Source organism: Pseudomonas sp. Irchel 3A18 (assembly GCF_900187465.1).
Classification (GTDB): domain Bacteria; phylum Pseudomonadota; class Gammaproteobacteria; order Pseudomonadales; family Pseudomonadaceae; genus Aquipseudomonas; species Aquipseudomonas cichorii.
Window position 1 is genome coordinate 152,565 of the sequence record NZ_FYDI01000010.1, and the last position, 19,385, is coordinate 171,949.

At 60.1% G+C, this 19,385-nt stretch carries 12 protein-coding genes and 1 rRNA gene; 4 read left to right on the forward strand and 9 right to left on the reverse strand.

The window, feature by feature from the left end; genetic code table 11:
- Window positions 1–40 precede the first annotated feature (40 nt).
- From CKW23_RS19305 to ggt, 3 genes are all read right to left on the reverse strand, one after another.
- Window positions 41–625, reverse strand: coding sequence for an NAD(P)H-dependent oxidoreductase (locus tag CKW23_RS19305; protein ID WP_095068140.1), 585 nt, complete (start codon window positions 623–625; stop codon window positions 41–43).
- A gap of 171 nt (window positions 626–796) precedes the next feature.
- Entirely contained in the window at window positions 797–1,561 is a 765-nt protein-coding gene (locus CKW23_RS19310) for a sulfite exporter TauE/SafE family protein (protein ID WP_095068141.1), read from the reverse strand.
- A 70-nt stretch (window positions 1,562–1,631) separates the two neighbouring features.
- A complete protein-coding gene (gene ggt, locus CKW23_RS19315) occupies window positions 1,632–3,359 on the reverse strand; it encodes a gamma-glutamyltransferase (protein ID WP_025258404.1) in 1,728 nt (575 codons plus the stop codon).
- A 239-nt stretch (window positions 3,360–3,598) separates the two neighbouring features.
- Here ggt and CKW23_RS19320 point away from each other — a divergent pair, with 239 nt between their 5' ends.
- Together CKW23_RS19320 and CKW23_RS19325 are read left to right on the forward strand one after the other, a co-directional pair.
- Complete coding sequence (locus CKW23_RS19320; protein WP_095068142.1) at window positions 3,599–4,357, forward strand: response regulator transcription factor; 759 nt, start codon at window positions 3,599–3,601, stop codon at window positions 4,355–4,357.
- Window positions 4,358–4,386: 29 nt separating this feature from the next.
- Window positions 4,387–5,721: an ATP-binding protein gene (locus CKW23_RS19325; RefSeq protein WP_095068143.1), complete on the forward strand. Its 1,335-nt coding sequence runs from the start codon at window positions 4,387–4,389 to the stop codon at window positions 5,719–5,721.
- A gap of 38 nt (window positions 5,722–5,759) precedes the next feature.
- On the opposite strand, the gene CKW23_RS19330 is transcribed toward CKW23_RS19325, so the two are convergent.
- On the reverse strand, window positions 5,760–7,736 hold the full coding sequence (locus CKW23_RS19330; protein WP_095068144.1) for a TonB-dependent receptor domain-containing protein: 1,977 nt from the start codon (window positions 7,734–7,736) through the stop codon (window positions 5,760–5,762).
- 238 nt (window positions 7,737–7,974) lie between these two features.
- On the opposite strand from CKW23_RS19330, the gene CKW23_RS19335 reads away from it, so the two are divergent.
- Window positions 7,975–8,181, forward strand: a complete 207-nt coding sequence (locus CKW23_RS19335) for a DUF6124 family protein (protein ID WP_095068145.1) — start codon at window positions 7,975–7,977, stop codon at window positions 8,179–8,181.
- A gap of 4 nt (window positions 8,182–8,185) precedes the next feature.
- On the opposite strand, the gene mmsB is transcribed toward CKW23_RS19335, so the two are convergent.
- Entirely contained in the window at window positions 8,186–9,073 is an 888-nt protein-coding gene (gene mmsB, locus CKW23_RS19340) for a 3-hydroxyisobutyrate dehydrogenase (RefSeq protein WP_095068146.1), read from the reverse strand.
- Between the two features lie 222 nt (window positions 9,074–9,295).
- Here mmsB and CKW23_RS19345 point away from each other — a divergent pair, with 222 nt between their 5' ends.
- Window positions 9,296–9,829, forward strand: a complete 534-nt coding sequence (locus CKW23_RS19345) for a DUF3833 domain-containing protein (protein ID WP_095068147.1) — start codon at window positions 9,296–9,298, stop codon at window positions 9,827–9,829.
- A gap of 27 nt (window positions 9,830–9,856) precedes the next feature.
- Here the strand turns inward: CKW23_RS19345 and recD are convergent, their stop codons facing one another.
- From recD to rrf, 4 genes are all read right to left on the reverse strand, one after another.
- Complete coding sequence (gene recD, locus CKW23_RS19350; protein ID WP_025258397.1) at window positions 9,857–11,941, reverse strand: exodeoxyribonuclease V subunit alpha; 2,085 nt, start codon at window positions 11,939–11,941, stop codon at window positions 9,857–9,859.
- Window positions 11,938–15,639 (reverse strand): exodeoxyribonuclease V subunit beta, encoded by a 3,702-nt coding sequence (recB, locus tag CKW23_RS19355; protein ID WP_038399742.1) that lies wholly within the window; start codon window positions 15,637–15,639, stop codon window positions 11,938–11,940. The genes recD and recB overlap by 4 nt, the downstream gene beginning before the upstream one ends.
- Complete coding sequence (gene recC / locus CKW23_RS19360; protein WP_025258395.1) at window positions 15,636–19,112, reverse strand: exodeoxyribonuclease V subunit gamma; 3,477 nt, start codon at window positions 19,110–19,112, stop codon at window positions 15,636–15,638. Before recC ends, recB begins: the two co-directional genes overlap by 4 nt.
- Window positions 19,113–19,285: 173 nt before the next feature.
- Window positions 19,286–19,385: ribosomal RNA gene (gene rrf / locus CKW23_RS19365) — 5S ribosomal RNA — on the reverse strand; the annotation flags it as partial.

Below are 19,385 nucleotides of genomic sequence, written 5' to 3' on the forward strand. Positions count from 1 at the left end.
TCGTTCGCTGCCGTGGGAGCGGATTTATCCGCGAAACAAATCAAACCCCAAACACGTTGGCCAGATGCGCTTCATAGCGCTTGACGTCATTGTCGATATCCGGGCGCTTCATGACGTCCACGGCCAGAAAGGTCGGCAGGCCGGTCATGCCCAGGAACTGGTTGGCCTTGTGAAACGGGAAGTACACCGCGTCCACGCCCCTGGCTTCAAAGAAGTCGGTCGGGTCGTCGAACGCCTGTTGCGGCGCATTCCAGGTGGCGGAGATCATGTATTGCTTGCCGTGCAGCAAGCCACCGCTGCCGTATTTCTGCGAAGCATCGGAGCGGGTACGACCGTCGTTGGCGTACAGGCTGCCATGACCTTCGGTGAAGACTTCATCGATGTACTTTTTCACGGTCCAGGGCGCGCCCATCCACCAGCCCGGCATCTGCCAGACTACAACGTCCGCCCAGAGAAACTTCTGCACTTCTTCGGCCAGGTCGTAGCCACCGTCGATAAAGGTTTCCTTCACGTCGAAACCTGCGCGGTCCATGAAAGCCATACCGGCTTCGTGAAGGGTCGCGTTGTAGCGTCCTTCAGAGTGAGCGAATTGTTTACCGCCATTCAGGAACAGAATCTTTTTCATGCCAGCCTCATGGATAAATGCTTGAAGACCCGGCCGGTCGAAAGCCGGATCGAAAGTCAAAAACGATGGGCAGCAGAATAAAGAAACACGTGCCGATGAGTAATAAGCCATCAGGCAAAATACTTTTGCCTGAAACTCACGAATTACTCATCCATTGTTGATTTGAGATGATCAGCCACCTATCAGCAAATGCAGCCCCAAGGCTCCCATCCCGATAAAGAACACCCGCTTGAACATCAGGGCACTGATTCGCTGCCGAAGCCATTGGCCCAGTTGCATGCCGAGCAAGGCCGGGATCAGCGCCAGCAGTGAAGCCCCCAGCTCACCACCACCCAGCGAACCGTTCCACAACAGGCCAGCCGCCAGCGCCAGTGTCGAAACGGTGAATGACAACCCCAGCGCCTGAACCAGTTCATTACGCTCAAGCCCCAGCGCTTGCAGGTAAGGCACGGCAGGAATCACGAACACGCCGGTGGCCGACGTGATGATCCCGGTGATGAAACCGCATAGCGGCCCGAGCCAGCGCTCGGAACTGGCGGCAACCCTGAGCGTGGGCAGAAACAACCCGCTCAGCGCATAGAGCAACAAGGCTGCGCCCAGTGCCCGGGTCATGGAATGCCCGCCACTCATGCCCAGCCAGAACGAGCCCAGACTCGTGCCGATCACGATCAGGCTCAGTAGCGGCCACAGACGCTTGAGCAACGGTCGAAGATGCCCACCGGTCGCCAGTTGCCAGAGGTTGGTGACCGTCGAAGGAATGATCAGCAGGGCCGCAGCCTGTGCCGGTAGCATGGCCAGCCCCAACAGCCCCATGGCCACGGTCGGCAAACCAAGCCCGATCACGCCCTTGACTGTTCCGGCCAGCAGAAACGTGCCGATCACCAGCGCCGTGAGGCCCCAGCCGGCAGCCAGGTAAAAATCCAGGAGTGTATTCATGGCTCTATCCTGAACCCGCCTCGATCAAGGATCGAGGCGGGGTCTGTAGGTCGCAAACAGTACCGCTGACTCAGTAGCCCAACGACAACCCGGTATTACGGCGTGGGTCATTGGCACCGTAGAAACGGTTGTTGCCCACCGGCTTTCCGTCCAGCGAAGGCGCGCCCACCAGGATAGCTGCAACGTGGTTGAGCGGCTGAGGCCCGGCGAATTTGTGTCCCCAGCTTTCGAGGATCTTGCGGGTATCCGGGCTGACGGCGAATGCTTCAAGGTTGGTCGTCTCCGGCTGCCATTGCTGATGGAAGCGTGGCGCATCGACCGCTTCCTGAATGGTCATGCCGTAGTCGATCACGTTGAGCATGGTCAGCCAGGTCGCGGTGATGATCCGGCTGCCGCCCGGCGTACCGACGACCATCACTACTTTGCCGTCCTTGGTGACGATGGTCGGGCTCATGGAAGACAGCGGCGTCTTGCCCGGCGCGATGGCATTGGCTTCGCCCTGCACCAGCCCGTACATGTTGGGCACGCCTACCTTGGTGGTGAAGTCGTCCATTTCGTCATTGAGAATGACGCCGGTCTTGCTGGCCATGACCCCGGCACCGAACCAGTTGTTGAGGGTGTAGGTCACCGAAACCGCGTTGCCCCATTTATCGACGATGGAGTAATGGGTGGTGTTATTGCCTTCATGGGGCGCGACGCCCGGTTTGATCTTGTTGGAGTCACCGGCTTTTTGCGGCTCGATGGCGTCACGCAGCTTGGTTGCGTAGTTCTTGTCCAGCAGGTGCTCGATAGGGTTCTTGACGAAATCCGGGTCGCCCAGATAGCTGTTGCGATCGACATAGGCGTGACGCATTGCTTCGATCTGATAGTGCGTGCCCTGGGCCGAGCGGAAACCCAGCTCTTTCATCGGGTAACCTTCGAGGATGTTCAGCATCTGGCAGATGACCACGCCGCCCGAACTCGGTGGTGGGGCCGACACCACGTGGTAGCCACGGTAATCGCACTCGATGGGCGCCAGCTCACGGGGCTTGTAATGATCGAGGTCGGCCTGGGTAATGATGCCCTTGCCTGCCTGACTGGAATCCACCAAAGCCTTGGCGACCCAGCCCTTGTAGAAACCATCGTTACCCTTGCTGGAGATTTCCTCCAGGGTCTTTGCCAGATCCTTTTGCACCAGTTTCTGACCGACCTTCATCGGCTCGCCCTTGTCGAGAAAGATCGAACCCGAGTCGGCCATGTCCGCCCGAAACACCTCAGTGGCCGTCGACAGCAGATCGACATCGCCCTGCTGCAGGACAAAGCCGTCTTCGGCTAGCTTGATGGCCGGAGCAATCACTTCCTCACGTTTGCGAGTCCCGTACTTGCTCAGCGCCAGCTCCATGCCCGCCACCGTTCCCGGCACGGCCACGGACAGGTGGCCTTTGGCGCTGAGGTCAGGAATGACATTGCCCTGCTTGTCCAGGTACATGTCGGCCGTGGCCGCCAACGGGGCCTTCTCGCGGAAATCCAGGAACGTCTTGCGCCCGTCAGCCAGTTGAATGGTCATGAAACCACCACCGCCCAGGTTGCCTGCTGCGGGGTAAACCACCGCCAGTGCATATCCCACCGCGACGGCGGCATCGACAGCATTTCCGCCGTTCTTGAGGACGTCGACACCCACGTGGGACGCCAGATGCTGGGCTGTCACCACCATGCCGTTTTCAGCGGCGACCGGTGCCTGGGAGGCAGCGTGAACGGGGGCGTAAGCCAGAATGAGTGCGGTCGCGATCAGCGACTTGGCGAGGGGTTCAAACTTCATGTCGTTCCTTCTTCTTTTAGGTCGGGGGACGTTTGACGAGCGTCATGCAAAACGCCTCAAGGCCATGTGCGGCACTCTTGCGCGGATCAAACGCCGTCCAAAGTAGCGGTTCCTGCCGTCGCTGCCAACAACCGGGCCTGGCGAGACACTCAACGACCATGGGGTTTATGGGATAAGATCGCGCCTTGAAATGAGAATCATCCATACCACCATCGACCCGCTACCTTCCAGGAAACACCATGACATCCGCTGTCGCCGCTCCACGCATTCTAGTCGTCGATGACCACCGCAAGATCCGCGACCCGCTGGCCGTCTATCTGCGTCGCCACGAGTTCGAGGTGCGCACGGCGGAAGATGCTGCGGGCATGTGGCAGTTGCTCCGGCAGCAGGCATTCGATGTGATCGTGCTGGATGTCATGCTGCCCGATGGCGACGGTTTCGAGCTGTGCAGCAGGCTGCATCGTCGCGAGAACATTCCGGTGATCCTGCTCACGGCCCGCGACACCTGTGCCGACCGGGTTCGTGGCCTGGATATCGGCGCAGACGATTACGTCACCAAACCGTTCGAGCCTCGCGAACTGGTGGCGCGGATCCGCAGCCTGTTACGCCGTCGCGGCACTGGCCTGAGCCGGTCGGACAGCACGCTGCCGCCCGCCGACACTTCGGAACGGGCACAGGGTTACGCATTCGCCGGCCTGAGTTTCAGCGCAAGCAACAGCACCCTGACCCGTCCTGATGGCTCGGCGGTGCGGCTCAGTACTGTGGAAAGCCGTCTGCTGCAGGTCCTGCTCGCCAACCCCAATACCGTCCTGAGCCGCCAAAAACTGATCGACCTGACCAGCCGTCCCGGCACAGAAGTGTTCGACCGGGCCATCGACCGACAGATCAGCCGCCTGCGCCGCAAGCTCGATGACAACCCGCTGGAGCCGGACCTGCTGCGCACCATCTGGGGCGACGGTTATATGCTGGCGGCCACTGTTACCCTGCTCGACGCATGAAGCTGTTGCGTCGTTTATGGCCAAGGCGGATGGCCCATCAACTGGGCGTATTGCTGCTGCTTGCGCTGCTGGCTTCCAATGCCATCGCCATGCTCTACCTGCAACGCACCGGCGCCCTGATTCATCCACTGTCACGCACGCTGGCCATTGAACGACTGATCACCGCCTACCATGTCGCACAAGGCTTGTCCGCCGAAGATGCCTCGCGCCTGCTGGCCTCAATGCAGACACCTGACTCGCACTTCTGGGTCGCCAGCAACGCCATTGCCGATACCAACGGCATGCGCCCGGAAGAACAGCGTCTGGTCAGCGATCTCGGAAAACGTCTGACGCTGCCCGCCAATCCACTTATCGGCATGCAGCTGGAGCGCATCAGCGGTGGCCCGGCACGGGAGCATGTCTTTGTGGCAGCCGGTTGGTCACCCCTGCGGCTGCGCACCAGCATCGAGTTGCCTGATGGCAAACAGCTGAACGCCATCCAGCATCCGGCGGGGGGCTACGAATGGGGTCGTATGCTGGCCTACACCTTGCCGGTCACCACCATTCCGGTGTTGCTGATCGTGATCTTTTTCATGCGCCGCGTGGTGCAGCCGGTAAAAACACTGGCGCAGGCAACCGAGCGGGTCAGTCGCGGGGAATGGATATCGCCGCTGCAGCTCTCGGGTCCGCAAGAGGCCCGTGACCTGACCAGGGCTTTCAACGTGATGCAGGAGCGCATCGCCCGCCATGTCGAAGGCCGAACGCGCATGCTGGCCGCTATCAGCCATGACCTGAATACGCCCATTACCGAATTGCGTCTGCAAATGGAATTGCTGGAAGACAGCCCCGAACGCGACGACATGCTCGACAGCCTTGACGAATTGCGCGCCATGGTGCGCGAAACGTTGAATTTTGTACGGGGTGATGCGGTGCAGGAAGCGACGGTCAGCATATCGCTGACCGCCCTGCTCGACGACCTCGCCCGCCGCTACCAGAGCATGGGCCAGCCGATAGGCTGGGAGCGCGGGCAAGAGGTTTATTGCCACTGTCGTCCACTGGCGCTCAAACGAGCACTGACCAACCTGATCGACAATGCCTTGCGCCATGCGGGGGATGCGACTGTGAGCCTGGCCGTCGACGAGTCGGAAATCCGCCTGGAAATCCTCGACCACGGCCCGGGCATCGAACAGGCCTGGCTGACCCAGGTGTTTGAACCCTTCGTGCAATTGAGCCACAGCGGCGCGGATAACACCCAGGGCGGACTGGGCCTTGGCCTGGCCATCGCACGCTCCTGCATCCAGGCCCATGGCGGCGAACTCACCCTGGAAAACCGCCCGCCTGCGGGGTTATGTGCGGTTGTAAGGCTGCCCTCTGTTCGCGAATGAATTCATTCCTACCGGACTTCCATTCGCGAAAAACACAATCAGAACCGCACTGTCGTACTCGCCCACAAGGTACGGCCATAGTTCACGGTGCCATAGGTTTCATCATCCAGACGCCGGTCGGTCACGTTATACAGCGCGCCATTGAGCGAGACATTTTTGGTCAGTTCGTAAGATCCGCCAAAGTCAGCCGTGGTGTAGGCCGGTGAGGCTTCGTCGGTGAGGGTGTTGCCGTATTCCTTGCCGTAGTAATTGGTGGCTGCCCAGAGTTGGGTGCGATCGTTCAGTTGCCATTCGGCGCGCAGATTGGCTTTGCGCTCAGGCGTCAGGGCCAGTGGCGCGCCGGCGTTGGCACCGCTCTTCTGCTCGGAATCGGTGTAAGTGAAGTTGCCCTTGATCGCGACAGCCGATGTCACATCCCAGCGACCATTCAACTCGACGCCCTGGATCACGGCTTTATCGACGTTGACCCGATCCATGACCGTGAAACCGTTCCACACTTCTGTGGTGGTGACAGTCGACAGCTTGTCCTGGAAGTCGTTGTAGAACACGGTCGCGCCAGCGGACAGGTTATTGCGGTTGGACCACAACGCCGAGAGTTCATAGTTGGTGCTGGTTTCCGGCTTGAGGTCCGGGTTGCCGAACATCACGAACCTGTTGCGGCGCAGGTAGGAGTAACCGGGCACCACGGCCCTCACTTCAGGTGCCTTGAAGCCACGGGCGACACCGCCCTTGAAGGTCCAGTCATCCGTCGCACGCCAGACACCATAAACCCGCGGGCTGAAATGCACGCCGTACTGCTCGTGATCGTCCATGCGCAGACCGGTGGTCAGAGAGAACGTATCGGTCATCGACCATTCGTTTTCAGCGAACAGCGCTTTCTGCACAACGGAGAACTCGTAGTTTTTCCGGTCGCCCAGGCCCTGGTTCCAGTCAGTGACGGTGGTGTCGTTCCACTGCATGCCAACCGTGGTGATGTTGTGTTCGGTGGGCATCACCAGCTTGGCGTCGAATACGGTGTTCTCGACTTCCGGCTTGCGGCCCAGCACATCGGTCTGGGTCGAATCGGCCCGACCTTCGCGGCTGGATTTTTCATACGCCAGCGACACATCGGAAGTCGCCCAGCCCCAACGGCCCTGATGGGAAATGGACCAGTGATCTCGGTTGTTTTCCTGCTCGCGGGTCGCCCAGTTGGCGCTCAGGCCATCACCGTTTTTCAGGCGGGTTGCACCGGCTTCCAGCAGGATTTCGTGGTCGGCGTTCGGGGTAATCGCCAACCGCGCCGTGAGGTCACGGTGATCCGCCTTGCTGAAACCATTGGTCTGTTCGATATCGTCGTCCGCCTGACGATCCAGATAACGTCCCCACACCTGCAAGCCCAGCAAGTCTTCCTTGATCGGGCCGCTGAGGTAGAACTGGGTCTGGCGGGCATTGCCCTGATCGCTGTGCTGACGCGCCGAGTAATCGTAGGTGATCGAACCGCCCCACTCCGGCGTCACCTTGCGGGTGATGATGTTGATGACGCCGCCGATGGCATCGGAGCCGTACAACGAAGACATCGGGCCGCGCACCACTTCGATTCGTTCGATGGCTTCGGCTGGCGGAATGAAACTTTGCTCGTAGCCGCTGTTGCCGTTGACCCGTGATTCGCGAGCGCTCTGGCGTTTGCCATCCACCAGAATCAGCGTGTAATCGGCGGGCATGCCACGAATGGAAATGTCGGTTTCGTTGGCACCACCGTTTACGGTGACACCCTCCACATCACGCACCGCATCGGTCAGGTCGCGGAAAGACTTCTTGCGCAGCTCGTCACCGGTAATGACGGTCATCGAGGCAGGAGCATCCTCCAGGTTCTGCTCATAACCGGCCGCCGTCACCACCACGTCTGCAATTGACAGCACGTTGGCCGACGCTTCGGTTTCGGTCTGCTCTTGTGCATACGCCTGACCCGAAGCCAGACACGCCAGCGCCAGTTTGATCATCACAGCTGAAGGCCGCAAACGGAGGGGAGAATGCATGGAACGTCCTTACGATTCAAATAAGTAAAAGAGAATCGTATGCATCTGCATTCATGAAGGTTGGACAAGATGTGACAAGACGGCAAAAACACTCGCTGATTGCCAGAGATTCGCTGCCACGCGAGCGGGATGACTCTTGCTCTGCTGAGTGAAACTTCCGAGAAAGCCGCGCCCTATTGCGTGCCGGAATCGGCCTCTCTAGGCTCTGTGCGCTGCTTCAATTACCTTCGAGTTGCCCATGCCCGACATCAAACCGTTCATCGTCAACGAAGCCCTCAGCCAGCAGGATGGACTCAATATCGCGTCCGACTTGCTGCGTTGCATCATTGCCACCGCCAATGAAGCCAGTGACGGTCATAACCATGACCTGACGATCTCGATCCTGCACCTGGCGCAAATGGCCAAGGCAATGGTCGACCGTTCACTGGATTCGATAGTGGCCTGAGCCTTCACTCCTTGCGTCGATACCCTTCGACGATCGCTGAAAAATCCTTGTTGCCATCACCCCGCAGACTCATCGCCTGATAAAGCTGCTGGGCCAGGGCACCAAGGATCACAGGCTGATGCGCTGACTTGGCGGCTTCGGTTGCCAGGCCCAGATCCTTGAGCATCAGCTCTGCGCCAAAACCGCCGGTGTAGCCTCGCGAAGCAGGCGCGGTTTCCACGATGCCCGGCCATGGATTGTAGAACTCTGAACTCCAGCAACGTCCGGTCGACGTGTTGATGATCCCCGCCAGCACCTGAGGATCGATCCCCAGGGAATTGCCCAGAGCCATGGATTCGGAAATGCCGATCATGGAAATGGCCAGCAGCATGTTGTTGCAGATCTTGGCAATCTGCCCGGTCCCGACATCCCCGCAATGCACGATATTACGGCCCATCTGCTCCAGCACCGGCTTGAGCACGGCAAAGTGTTCAGGCGTTCCTCCCGCCATGAAAGTCAGCGTCCCGGCCTGAGCGCCAGCCGTTCCGCCAGAGACTGGCGCATCACTGACGACCACACCTTGTTTCGCGGCAATGGCCGATATCTCTCGAATGGTCTGTGGATCGATGGTGCTGCAATCCACGGCAGGCACACCGGCATTAATGCCTTCCAGCACGCCGTCCTCATCCAGATAAACGCTGCGCACATGGACTGCGGCAGGCAGCATGGTGATGACCAGTTCACTGCCCTGAGCAGCATGCTTCGGGGTTTCACGAATGCTTGCACCCAGGGCGGCAAGCTCGGCCAGTACGGTCTTGTTCAGGTCACACACCTGCAACTGATGACCGCCCTTGATCAGGTTGCGCGCCATGGGCGCTCCCATGTTGCCCAGGCCGATAAATGCGATTTTCATTGTTGTTCTCCGTGGCAGATTGGCGTGTGTGAGGTCAGCTCGCAATACATAGAATCTCGAGTATAGAAGAGCCTTGCCACGGGTAGCCGTGGAACCGGCCACGTCAATCAAATACGGGTGAAAACGGATTTATCCACAGAAGCGATGGTCGATATCGCTGTCCCGTCCAAGAACTCAACTGCACCAGCGCCTTCCGAGGAAAAAACAATGAATCACGTCGCAATGTGGAAGTCCTGGCTACTGGCTTGCTGCCTGTTGCTCAGCAGTTGCTCCAACATCGAAGTCGGCCAGTACCGTAACGAGAAACCCGAGCTGGATCTGCCTGCTTTTTTCTCTCAGCCAGTAAAGGCCTGGGGCATGTTTCAGAAGCGTTCGGGTGAAGTGGTCAAGCGCTTTACTGTGACCATCGAAGGCCGTAAACAAGGCGAGCAGTTGATTCTCGACGAACACTTTGTCTACAGCGACGGTACGCTGCAACGCCGGGTCTGGACCCTGACACCGGACGGGCCGGGGCGCTGGAAAGGAACCGCTGGCGATGTCATCGGCGAGGCCATTGGCGAAGTGGCAGGCAATGCACTGCGCTGGCGCTACACCCTCAACCTGGAGGTCGATGGCAAGTTCTACCCGGTGCAGTTCGACGACTGGATGTACCTGATGGACGAGGACACGCTAATCAATCGCTCGTTCATGTCAAAGTTCGGGGTCGAACTGGGGCAAGTGACGCTGTTCTTCAGACGCGGTGCCGACAATCACTGAGTCGGCAGGCGTCCTCTGACGGTTTCGCTAAAGCCCCAGCATCAACCCGCTCAGGCGCTTGACCTTGCGGCGCAGCGCCTCCTCGAACACGCCCTGGCGTGGCTCGATCAGGCTGAACCAGTGTTTGGCCCGGGTGATACCGGTATAGATCAGTTCCTTGGTCAGCACCGGGTTAAGGGCTTCGGGCAGGATCAGGGCGGTGTGGGCGAACTCAGAGCCCTGGGATTTGTGCACGGTCATGGCGTACACGGTTTCCACATCATTGAGCCGGCTGGGCAGCACGAAGCGCACACCGTCGCTGCCGTCATTGCGCGGGAAGGCCACGCGCAAGACCTGCTTCCCTGAGCCATCGCGCTCCGGCAGGTTCAAGGCGATGCCGATGTCGCCGTTCATGAGGCCAAGGCCGTAATCGTTGTGGGTCATCAGAACCGGGCGGCCTTCGTACCACAGTTGATCCTTTTCGATCAGGCCTGCGCCGGACAGGGCCTGAGTGATGCGCTGGTTCAAGCCCTCGACGCCCCAAGGCCCCTTGCGCACCGCACACAGCAACTGGAACGCATCGAAGGCCTGCAATACCTCACGTGCCCAGCACGTCCAGCATTCATCGTCCAGCGCTGCTCCCTCAGCTGGCCGCTGCCCGTCCAGCACGCCCAGGTAATGGCGATACCCCTGAGGCCCGCCGTCATGGCCGTCGAGTAACAGACGCTCAAGACGCTGATCCTGCTCGCCCTTGAGGGCCAGACTGAACAGGTCTTTGTGGCTGCGAGCCGCCAGCAACCCACGGGCTTCATGGTCCAGTTGCTGGTTGACCAGCCGCGACAACTGGCCGATACCACTGCCCTGCCCGAAACGCCGCGAGTGACGCAACATCACCACTTGCTGCGCGAGAGGATGCTGTTGGGCATCGCCTTGTTGCAGCGCGCTTCTGCTCAAATCCTCGCCGCTGATCGCTTCCAGCCAGGCCTGAGTCTGCGGGCTGTAGAACCCCTGCTCCGCATCGCGACACAAATCTCCCAGCACGGCGCCCGCTTCCACAGACGCCAGTTGATCCTTGTCGCCCAACAGCACCATACGTGCATCGGGCGGCAATGCATCCAGCAGGTTGGCCATCATTTCCAGGTCGATCATCGAGGCTTCATCGACCACCAACACATCCAGCGGCAATGGATTACTGGCGTGGTGACGGAAGTGCCGCGTTCCCGGACGACTGCCCAGCAGACGATGCACGGTGGTGACTTCACTGGGGATCTTCTGCCGCACGCCGTCACTGACGTCCAGGCTTTGCACTTGCTGACTGATGGACTCGGTCAACCGGGCCGCCGCCTTGCCGGTGGGTGCCGCCAGACGAATGCGCAGCGGCTGACCGCTCTGCACGGCGGGCGCTTGCAGCAAGGCCAACAGGCGCACCACGGTCGTGGTCTTGCCGGTGCCCGGCCCGCCGGTGATGATGCTGAAGCCACGGCGAGTGGCCAGGGCGCAGGCCAGTTTCTGCCAGTCGATCACAGCGTCAGGCGCAGTACTGGCCGCGCCAAACAGAGCGTCAAGACGCTGGGCCAGATCCTGTGGCGCGCTTTCCGGCTGGGCCAGCCGTTGACGCAAGGCCGCTGCGATGCGGCGCTCATACGTCCAGTAACGGCGCAGGTACAGACGTCGGTCAGACAACACCAGCGGCTTTTGCAGAGCAGCCGGGCTCATGTCTTCGGCCAATGCGACCAAAGGACTGTCAGCCAGAGCCTGACACCATGTCACGCCATCCAGCCCTTTGAGCAGTTGTGAGGGCAACATCACCGGTACGCTCTGCATGTCGCCTTCTGGCGGTAATGACAGGGCGAAATCCGGCTCCTTGAGGGTTTCATACAGATCCAGGCATACGTGCCCATGACCCAGTTGATGGCTGCTCAAGGCTGCCGCCAGCAATACCCGGGAATCGGCGTGCGGGTCGAGTTCGCCAAGAAAGGCCACGAAGGCCCGGTCCAGCGCCCGCAACCAGCCACGCTCCACCCAGCGGTCGAGCAACAGCAGCAAATCGTCGACCCGGCTCAGCGGGTTCAGATGGGTCAGGCTCTCGGCATCCAGTTGCGCGGGCAAGAGTTCGGCAAACGTGCGGCTCATGCGAACGCTCCAGGCTGGGCGGTGGACAGGGGTTGCCCCTGGAACAACAGGTCCAGGCTCTCGATCAACTCACGGGGTGGTCGGGTGAAGTACACGCCCTGGGTGGCCGAACGACTGCCACGCAGGAACAGGTACACCGCGCCGCCCATGTGCTGGTCGTAATCGTAATCGGCCAGCCGCGCCTTGAGCTGGCGATGCAGCGCCAGCAGGTAGAGGACGTATTGCAGGTCGTAACGGTTTTCGAGAATGGCCGCTTCCATGGACTGCTCGGTGTAGAACGTCTCGTCGCCGCCCAGCCAGTTGGATTTGTAGTCTGCCACGTAATAGCGCCCTTCATGCTCGAACGTCAGGTCGATGAAGCCTTTGAACATGCCATTGAGCGAAGTGGTCTGGGTCACCAGTCGCGGCGCATTGCCGTGGGTGTAATGACGCACGAGTTCATCCATCTGTGTCACGTTGACCTGGCTGCTGGCGAACCAGAACTCCATTTCAACCCGGTACTGATTGGGTTGATCCAGTTGCCCCAGGGCGACCGGCGTCACGTCATTGCCCAAGTGCAAAGGCATGTTGAGCAGGTGTGTCAGCCAGCCGGTCAGGGTGTTGATCCAGCCTTCCCAGCCTCGTCGGTTGCAGCGACGAGCAATGGCGTCGCTCAGCAGTTCAGGGTCATGAGCGGCGGCGGCAAAACCTTCGTTGCCTGCCCACTCCAGCAGACCATGCAAAAAGGTACCGGGGTTGGGACCACGGGGAAAACGGTGGATGTCGTCACCCGCTGCCAGCACCTCGCGAGGTGCCTGCGGGTCCAGGCGTTCGTCGTCGAACAGCTTCTGCGCTTGCGGACTGTCGGGAGACACATCGCCGCTCGTGGTCACGGTGTCGCCGATACGCAGCGCACTGTAGGAGGCGATCCACCAGTTTTCAGCGGCTCGGCGCTTGGGCATCAATGCCTTGACGAGTCGGGCTTCATTGCGGGGCGGGCTGAAGGTGTCGGCGGTGGGTTCGGGGACTGGCTGCAAGGCAATACTTTCACTGCCCTGGCTCAGGTCCCGCAGCCAGAGTTGCAGGTTGGCCGACTCGCCAAGCGCCACGCCGCCACCCAGCAAGTAACCCAACGCAGAGCGGTGCAGCATGGAGCTGTTGAGGTTGCCGCGTTTGAGGTCTGCGACACCTAGCCAGCAAGCGTGCTCGGAGCGGGTCAGGGCCACATAGAGCAAGCGCAGGTCTTCGGCCAGACGTTCATTGTCGGCCAGTTCGATGAGCTCTTGCGTGGGTTGCAGGCTGATCTGCGCATTGCCTTCGCCATCGTGAAACTGCAAGGGCAAGCGGCTGCCATCCACCGGTTTGGTGGAGCAAATGAACGGCAGAAACACCAGCGGATATTGCAGGCCCTTGGACTTGTGAATGGTCACGACCTTGACCAGTTGCTCATCGCTTTCCAGGCGCAAAATCTGCTCTTCGGCAGCCTGACCGGACAACGCCAGTTGCTCGCCCAGATGCCGGATCAAGGCTTGTTCGCCATCCAGTTCGGCGGCGGCCTGTTGCAGCAATTCGGACAAGTGCAGCAGGTTGGTCAGTACTCGCTCGCCATCGTTACGAGCGATCAGTGTCTGGGGCAAGGCAAAGTCATGCAGCAGACGGCGCAGCATCGGCAGCACACCCTGATGACGCCACAGGCTACGATAGCCGCGGAACTGCATGACGCGCTGCTCCCAGGCCAGTTCGTCCTGATTCAAGCGTTCCAGTTCGGCCAGCGGCAGGTTCAGCGTGATGCAGGCCAGCGCGGCGCGCAGGATGCGTTCGGCATCCGGTTCGGCACAGGCCTTGAGCCAGGCCAGCAGATCATGGGCCTCCTGCGCCGCGAACACCGAATCCTTGTCGGAGAGGTAGACGCTGCGCACGTTACGGGTCGCCAACTCATTACGCACGGCCTGAGCTTCCTTGCCATCACGCACCAGAATCGCGATGTCGGCAGGCAGCAATCCACGTAGCGCTTTATCGGGTGCCGCAAAGCCGGTCTGCCCTTGTTGCCCGCCCTTGAGCAGACGCACGATTTCACTGGCGCAACTGGCCGCCAGTTGCTGGCGATAAACCGTGCCGGACACCGGCTGCTCGCTGGGCAGATGCCAGACCGTCAGGGCCGCGAGTGGCGCGCCATCGACCTGCAGGGTTTCCTTGCGACCCTGGGCAAGTGCCTTGGTAAACGGCACCGGGTTATTGCCGCCCTCGCGAAACAGAAACGCGCCACGCCCTTCGGCGCGTTGCTCGGCCTGATCGAAGATGTGATTCGCAGACTCGACCATGGCATGGCTGGAGCGGTAGTTGGTGTCCAGTGTGTGCCAGCGCCCCGCCGTGGCCGTACGGGCGCGCAGGTAGGTGTAGATGTCCGCGCCACGAAAAGCATAAATCGCCTGCTTGGGGTCGCCGATCAGAAACAGGCCGGTCTGCTCGTCGTTCTCTTCAAGGCGATAAATGCTCTCGAAAATCCGGTACTGCACCGGGTCGGTATCCTGGAACTCATCGATGAGCGCGACAGGGAATTGTTCACGAATCAGCGTCGCCAGACGCTCCCCGCCTGCACCTTGCAGGGCGGCATCGAGCCTGAGCAGCATGTCGTCAAAACCCATTTCGGCACGACGACGCTTCTCTTCTTCAAAGCGTGCGCTCACCCATTGCGCGGCATGTTGCAGCACGGCGGCATCGGGTTTGGGCAGAGCGTCGAGGGCCGCTTTCAGTTCGAGCATGGCCTCCAGAGCCGGGTGCGACGGCGGGTCGCTTTTCCAGGCTTCGGCAATACCATCCGGGGTCAGGCGGGTGAAGCCGGTGCCAAGCTCCAGCACTTCCTGGGTTTCATCGGCGGCCCAGGCCTTGAGCTTTTCAAACCAGGGCGCAAAGTAGCGCTCCTGCATCTTGCGGCCATCGACGATCTTGCGTTTGACGCCGTCCTGACAAATCGCGTGCAGTTCATTGGCCCAATCGGTCCAAGGCGCTTTCAGCGTTTGCAGCGCTTCGCGGCGCTGTTGCAGAGAGGCCAGAATCAGCTCGGCCGGCTCTTGAGTCACCTGACTGCGCTCGCGGCCAAACAGACCCCGGAGACGTGGCAGCAAGGCGGCCGGACCGCCCCATTTTTCCCGCACCCAGTCCAGAGCATCGCCACTCATGGGATAGCAGAAACGCCGCCAGTAATCGCGCAGCACTTCGCCCAGCAGGTCACTGTGATCGGTTTCCAGGCTCTGGGTGAACAGACTTCCGCTGTCGAAAGCGTGCTCGCGCAACATGCGCTGGCACCAACTGTGAATGGTCGAAACAGCGGCCTCGTCCATCCATTGCGCGGCGATATCCAGACGGTTGGCACAGCCCGGCCATTGTTCGGCGCTGAACTGGGCACGCAAGTCGGCGATCAGGTCGTCGGGCGCGGGGATTTCGTCACGAAAGAAACGGGCGGCTTCGGCCAGACGGGTACGAATCCGGTCACGCAGTTCCTTGGTCGCAGCATCGGTAAAGGTCACCACCAGGATCTGCGGTGGCAATAGCTCGCGGCCAAAACCTGATGCTTCATCTCCGTGGCCAAGCACCAGACGCAGGTATAACGCCGAGATGGTGAAGGTCTTGCCGGTACCGGCGCTGGCTTCGATCAACTGGCTGCCGCGAAGTGGAAAGCGCAGTGCCAGAGGAACGGTGTGTTCTTGCAAGGTACTCATGCGCTGGCCTCCGCGCCGGACAGAGACTGCCAGGGTGCTTCGTAAATCGGTTTGTAGAGTGCTTCGCACCAGCCAACGAACTCTTCGCTTTCCATCAACGCATTGAAATCCGGGAACTGCCGGGCCAGTGCAGTACTTTCCCCGAGTTCACCATTACTGGTCACACCATCGCCCTCGTAAGCCTTGCGTGCAGCGGCTTCGGCCTTGTCCAGAGGTTGTCCCAGCCAGGCGAAGGCTGTCTTGACCGCTACCGGCAAAGGCTGCTGCATGCCGAACAGCCAGGTGGTCAGCAGGTCGTTGAGGATTGCGCTGGCCGCGTCTCTGTCCAGCGGGGCCAGCATGAGCATGTCATCGGTGGCCACCAACGCCGTATTGAGCGGCAAACCACAGGCGCTGGCGACCAGATGAGTCACCCAGGGACGAATCAGCCGGTGCCATTTGCGGGTTCGTTTCGAGCCAATGCCATTGGGGATGACCGTTACGGTCAGCAACTGGTTTTGCCCATTACTGTGCAGCCCGCCCAGCCAGCCTTCGAGGCTCACATCGTTATGGGCAAAGCTCATCGGCAAGGCGCTGCTCAAAGGTTCAGGCCACAGGGTCAGCAACTCCTGATAAAGCTCAAGCACACCCGGCAGCGGCTCGATCAGTTCAGCCTGAAGGCGAGTGCCGAATCCGGCCATGGGCAGCAGTCCGCTACTTTGCAGCTTGATTGCCTGAGCCTGCAAGGCCGAGTCGACATCGTCCAGGTTGGCCATGGCGGCGGCCAGCAGGCTTTCACTCAGGCTGTAACGCTCAAGGGCGTTGAGCACAAAAGGTTCTTCGTCGGGCACCGGCGCTTCGGCCGTCTCGAAGTAGATCTTCAAACGCTGACTGAAGAAGTGCTTGACCGGGTTTCTCAGGAAATCCTGCAACTGCGCAATCGTCAGGGGTTCATCCTGCTCGTGAGGCGGCAAGGCAGCAACGCTGATCGGCGCTGGTTTGTCTTCATGCAGCAGCCGCCATTCCTGGGCAAAACTGAAATAACCAGTGCCGGCATGGAAATAACTGGCACTGAAAGGTTGCAGCGGATGATGCAGGGTCAAGGCATCGAGCAGACGTTCGCCGGGGTCTTGCTTGCTGTCAGGCTCATCGTCTGAGGCGAGTTTCCAGCCGCTGGCCAGATGGTCGCGTAACTGGCCGATCAACACCGAAGCCGGGCGGTCGCTGTTGTCACGAATGCTGTGGCCGACCCAACTGATATAGAGCTGGTCCCGTGCCGAGAGCAATGCTTCAAGCAGCAGGTAACGATCGTCTTCACGGCGCGAACGGTCACCGGGACGGTAATCGCTGCCCATCAGGTCGAAGTCCAGTGGTGGCTGAGCGCGAGGGTAATCGCCGTCGTTCATGCCCAGCAGACAGACCACTTTGAAAGGAATCGCACGCATGGGCATCAAGGTACAGAAGTTGACCGAGCCCGCCAGGAAGCGCTGTGACAGACGGCCCTTGTCCAGACCGGCCAGCCAGGCTTCACGCACGACGGTCAGTGGTAATTCATCGAACAGATCGACCGTCTCACAGGTCTTCAGCCAGGTTTCCCGAAGCGTCTCAAGCTGACCCAGCAGGTAATCGTCATGTTCGCTTTCGGCCTGGAAAAACACCTGTACCAGAGCCTGCAAGCGTATTCCCCATTGCTCGGGGGTCGCGGGCAGGGACAGTTCGGCGTGGGCAACCTGCAATGCGTCGATCAAGGCAACCAGTGGGCCGATCAGTGCAGCATCCAGCCCGCCGATTTCGTCATAGGGTTCGATACCTTCATAAGCTTCACCTGCTCCAACGGCATAACCCAGCAACATTCGACGCAGGCCGAAATGCCAGCTGTTCTGTTCCAGCTCGTCGGGCAATCCCAGGCCGGCACGCTGTTGTGCATTCAACCCCCAGCGCACCCCGGCACCTTCGATCCAGCGATGCAGGGTCGGCAAGTCATGCTCCTGAATCTTGAAACGTGCCCGCAAGGCAGGAACGTCAAGCAAGTCGAGGATTTCGCTGACCGGAAAGCGGCTGTCGGGGAGCTTCAACAGATGCTCGACCGCAATCAGCAGTGGCTCGCGGCCACGTTGGCCCTGGTCAGCCAGGGTGAAGGGAATGAAGCGCTGGTCATAAGAATCGATCTGCCCGAACACGGCCCGGATATGCGGGGCATAACTGTCGATATCGGGGACCATGACAATTACATCGCGTGGCCTCAGGCCTGGGTCCCGGCTGAAACGTGCCAGTAGCTGATCGTGCAGCACCTCGACTTCACGCTGGGCACTGTGGGCTACGTGAAAGCGGATCGAGCGATCCTTCAGGGAGTCGACAGCGGGCCAGTGCTCACGGGTTTCGTCGAGAGGCCGGAGTTCGAGGATGTCATCCTGCAATTGGTTGAGCAGGGTTGTCGGCTCGCTCTCGCTGAACAGGTCGATGCGCTCATCCTTGAAAGAGGAGCGGTAGCTGTTGGGCTCGTCATGGCTGTCCAGCAGGTTTATGTAGTCACGGCCTTGCTTGCCCCAGGCGGCGAGCAGTGGATGGGCGTGCTGGTGCAAAGCCTCCGGATCAAGCGCCATTGGCATGCCGTTCTTGCGTGCCTGACGTTTGTATTGATGGCGGAGCAAATCCTTGTCGGCCACGATATCGGCCCAGTGATGGCGACAAGGGTTGTGTACGCAAAGCAGCACTTGGCTGAACTTCGATAACCCGGCCAGAGCTTCCAGTGCCTGTGCAGGCAGGGACGAAATACCGAAAACGATCACCCGTGCAGGCAAGCCGGGCGGTGCCTCGTCAAGGCTGTTGATACGCGCTAGAAAGCGCTGATGAACACCGGCACGGCTCTGGGCCATGCCTTCGGCACCGACATCTTCCAGCAGCGCACGCCACAGTTCAGCCTGCCAGCAATTGGCGGCACTCAGCGGCTTGGCTTCACCTCGGACATTGAGCAGTTGATGGCGACCTTCCGCCCAGTCCTTCAGCCAGTCGGCACGGTACACCTGATATTGGTCAAACAGATCAGCCAGACGCTCGGACAACTGGTAGCGCTTGCGCAGGTCCGTATCGTCAGTGAGGAAGCGCTGCAAGGGCTCGAAATGGGGCTGGTTGATCAGTTGCGGCAGGAGGCGCATCAGGCGCCATGTCAGCGGTGCCTTGTCGAGCAGAGAGATTTCCGGGATTTCGTTGCGGCCCAGTACAGAGCGATACAACTGCCACATGAAGCTACCAGGAAGCTGAACATCTATCGCGGCCGCAATGCCGCAGCCACCTTGATCTTCATCCTGGGCATCTTCGGCCAGAGCCAGCTTGAGCCACTGGGCGATGCCGTTGCTTTGCACCAGGGCAATTTCGTTTTCCAGAGGAGCAAGGGGATAGCGTCGCATCCAGGAGACAACCAGACTGCGCAGTTCATCGGGGCGGTTGCCATGAACCACCATGAAGCCGGCGCTCAGAGAGGTTGTGACGGACATGTATGCTTCCTTGACTCGAACGAGTAAAACCTGAAGCCAAACCATAAGGGCAAGCGACCGGGATTGCCATAAGCAATCCATCACATTTGATGTGGCAAGCCAGCAGACAAAGGGTTGGGACCAGAAAGACAAAACCCCCACCTGCGTATGCAGATGGGGGTTCTGAATTTGAATCTTGACGATGACCTACTCTCACATGGGGAAACCCCACACTACCATCGGCGATGCATCGTTTCACTGCTGAGTTCGGGATGGGATCAGGTGGTTCCAATG

Coding starts and splice junctions, on each gene's coding strand:
- mmsB (WP_095068146.1), bottom strand. CDS start 9,073: ATGAAAATCGCATTTATCGGCCTGGGCAACATGGGAGCGCCCATGGCG.
- CKW23_RS19330 (WP_095068144.1), bottom strand. CDS start 7,736: ATGCATTCTCCCCTCCGTTTGCGGCCTTCAGCTGTGATGATCAAACTG.
- CKW23_RS19345 (WP_095068147.1), top strand. CDS start 9,296: ATGTGGAAGTCCTGGCTACTGGCTTGCTGCCTGTTGCTCAGCAGTTGC.
- CKW23_RS19320 (WP_095068142.1), top strand. CDS start 3,599: ATGACATCCGCTGTCGCCGCTCCACGCATTCTAGTCGTCGATGACCAC.
- CKW23_RS19335 (WP_095068145.1), top strand. CDS start 7,975: ATGCCCGACATCAAACCGTTCATCGTCAACGAAGCCCTCAGCCAGCAG.
- recD (WP_025258397.1), bottom strand. CDS start 11,941: ATGAGCCGCACGTTTGCCGAACTCTTGCCCGCGCAACTGGATGCCGAG.
- CKW23_RS19325 (WP_095068143.1), top strand. CDS start 4,387: ATGGCCCATCAACTGGGCGTATTGCTGCTGCTTGCGCTGCTGGCTTCC.
- CKW23_RS19310 (WP_095068141.1), bottom strand. CDS start 1,561: ATGAATACACTCCTGGATTTTTACCTGGCTGCCGGCTGGGGCCTCACG.
- CKW23_RS19305 (WP_095068140.1), bottom strand. CDS start 625: ATGAAAAAGATTCTGTTCCTGAATGGCGGTAAACAATTCGCTCACTCT.
- recC (WP_025258395.1), bottom strand. CDS start 19,112: ATGTCCGTCACAACCTCTCTGAGCGCCGGCTTCATGGTGGTTCATGGC.
- ggt (WP_025258404.1), bottom strand. CDS start 3,359: ATGAAGTTTGAACCCCTCGCCAAGTCGCTGATCGCGACCGCACTCATT.
- recB (WP_038399742.1), bottom strand. CDS start 15,639: ATGAGTACCTTGCAAGAACACACCGTTCCTCTGGCACTGCGCTTTCCA.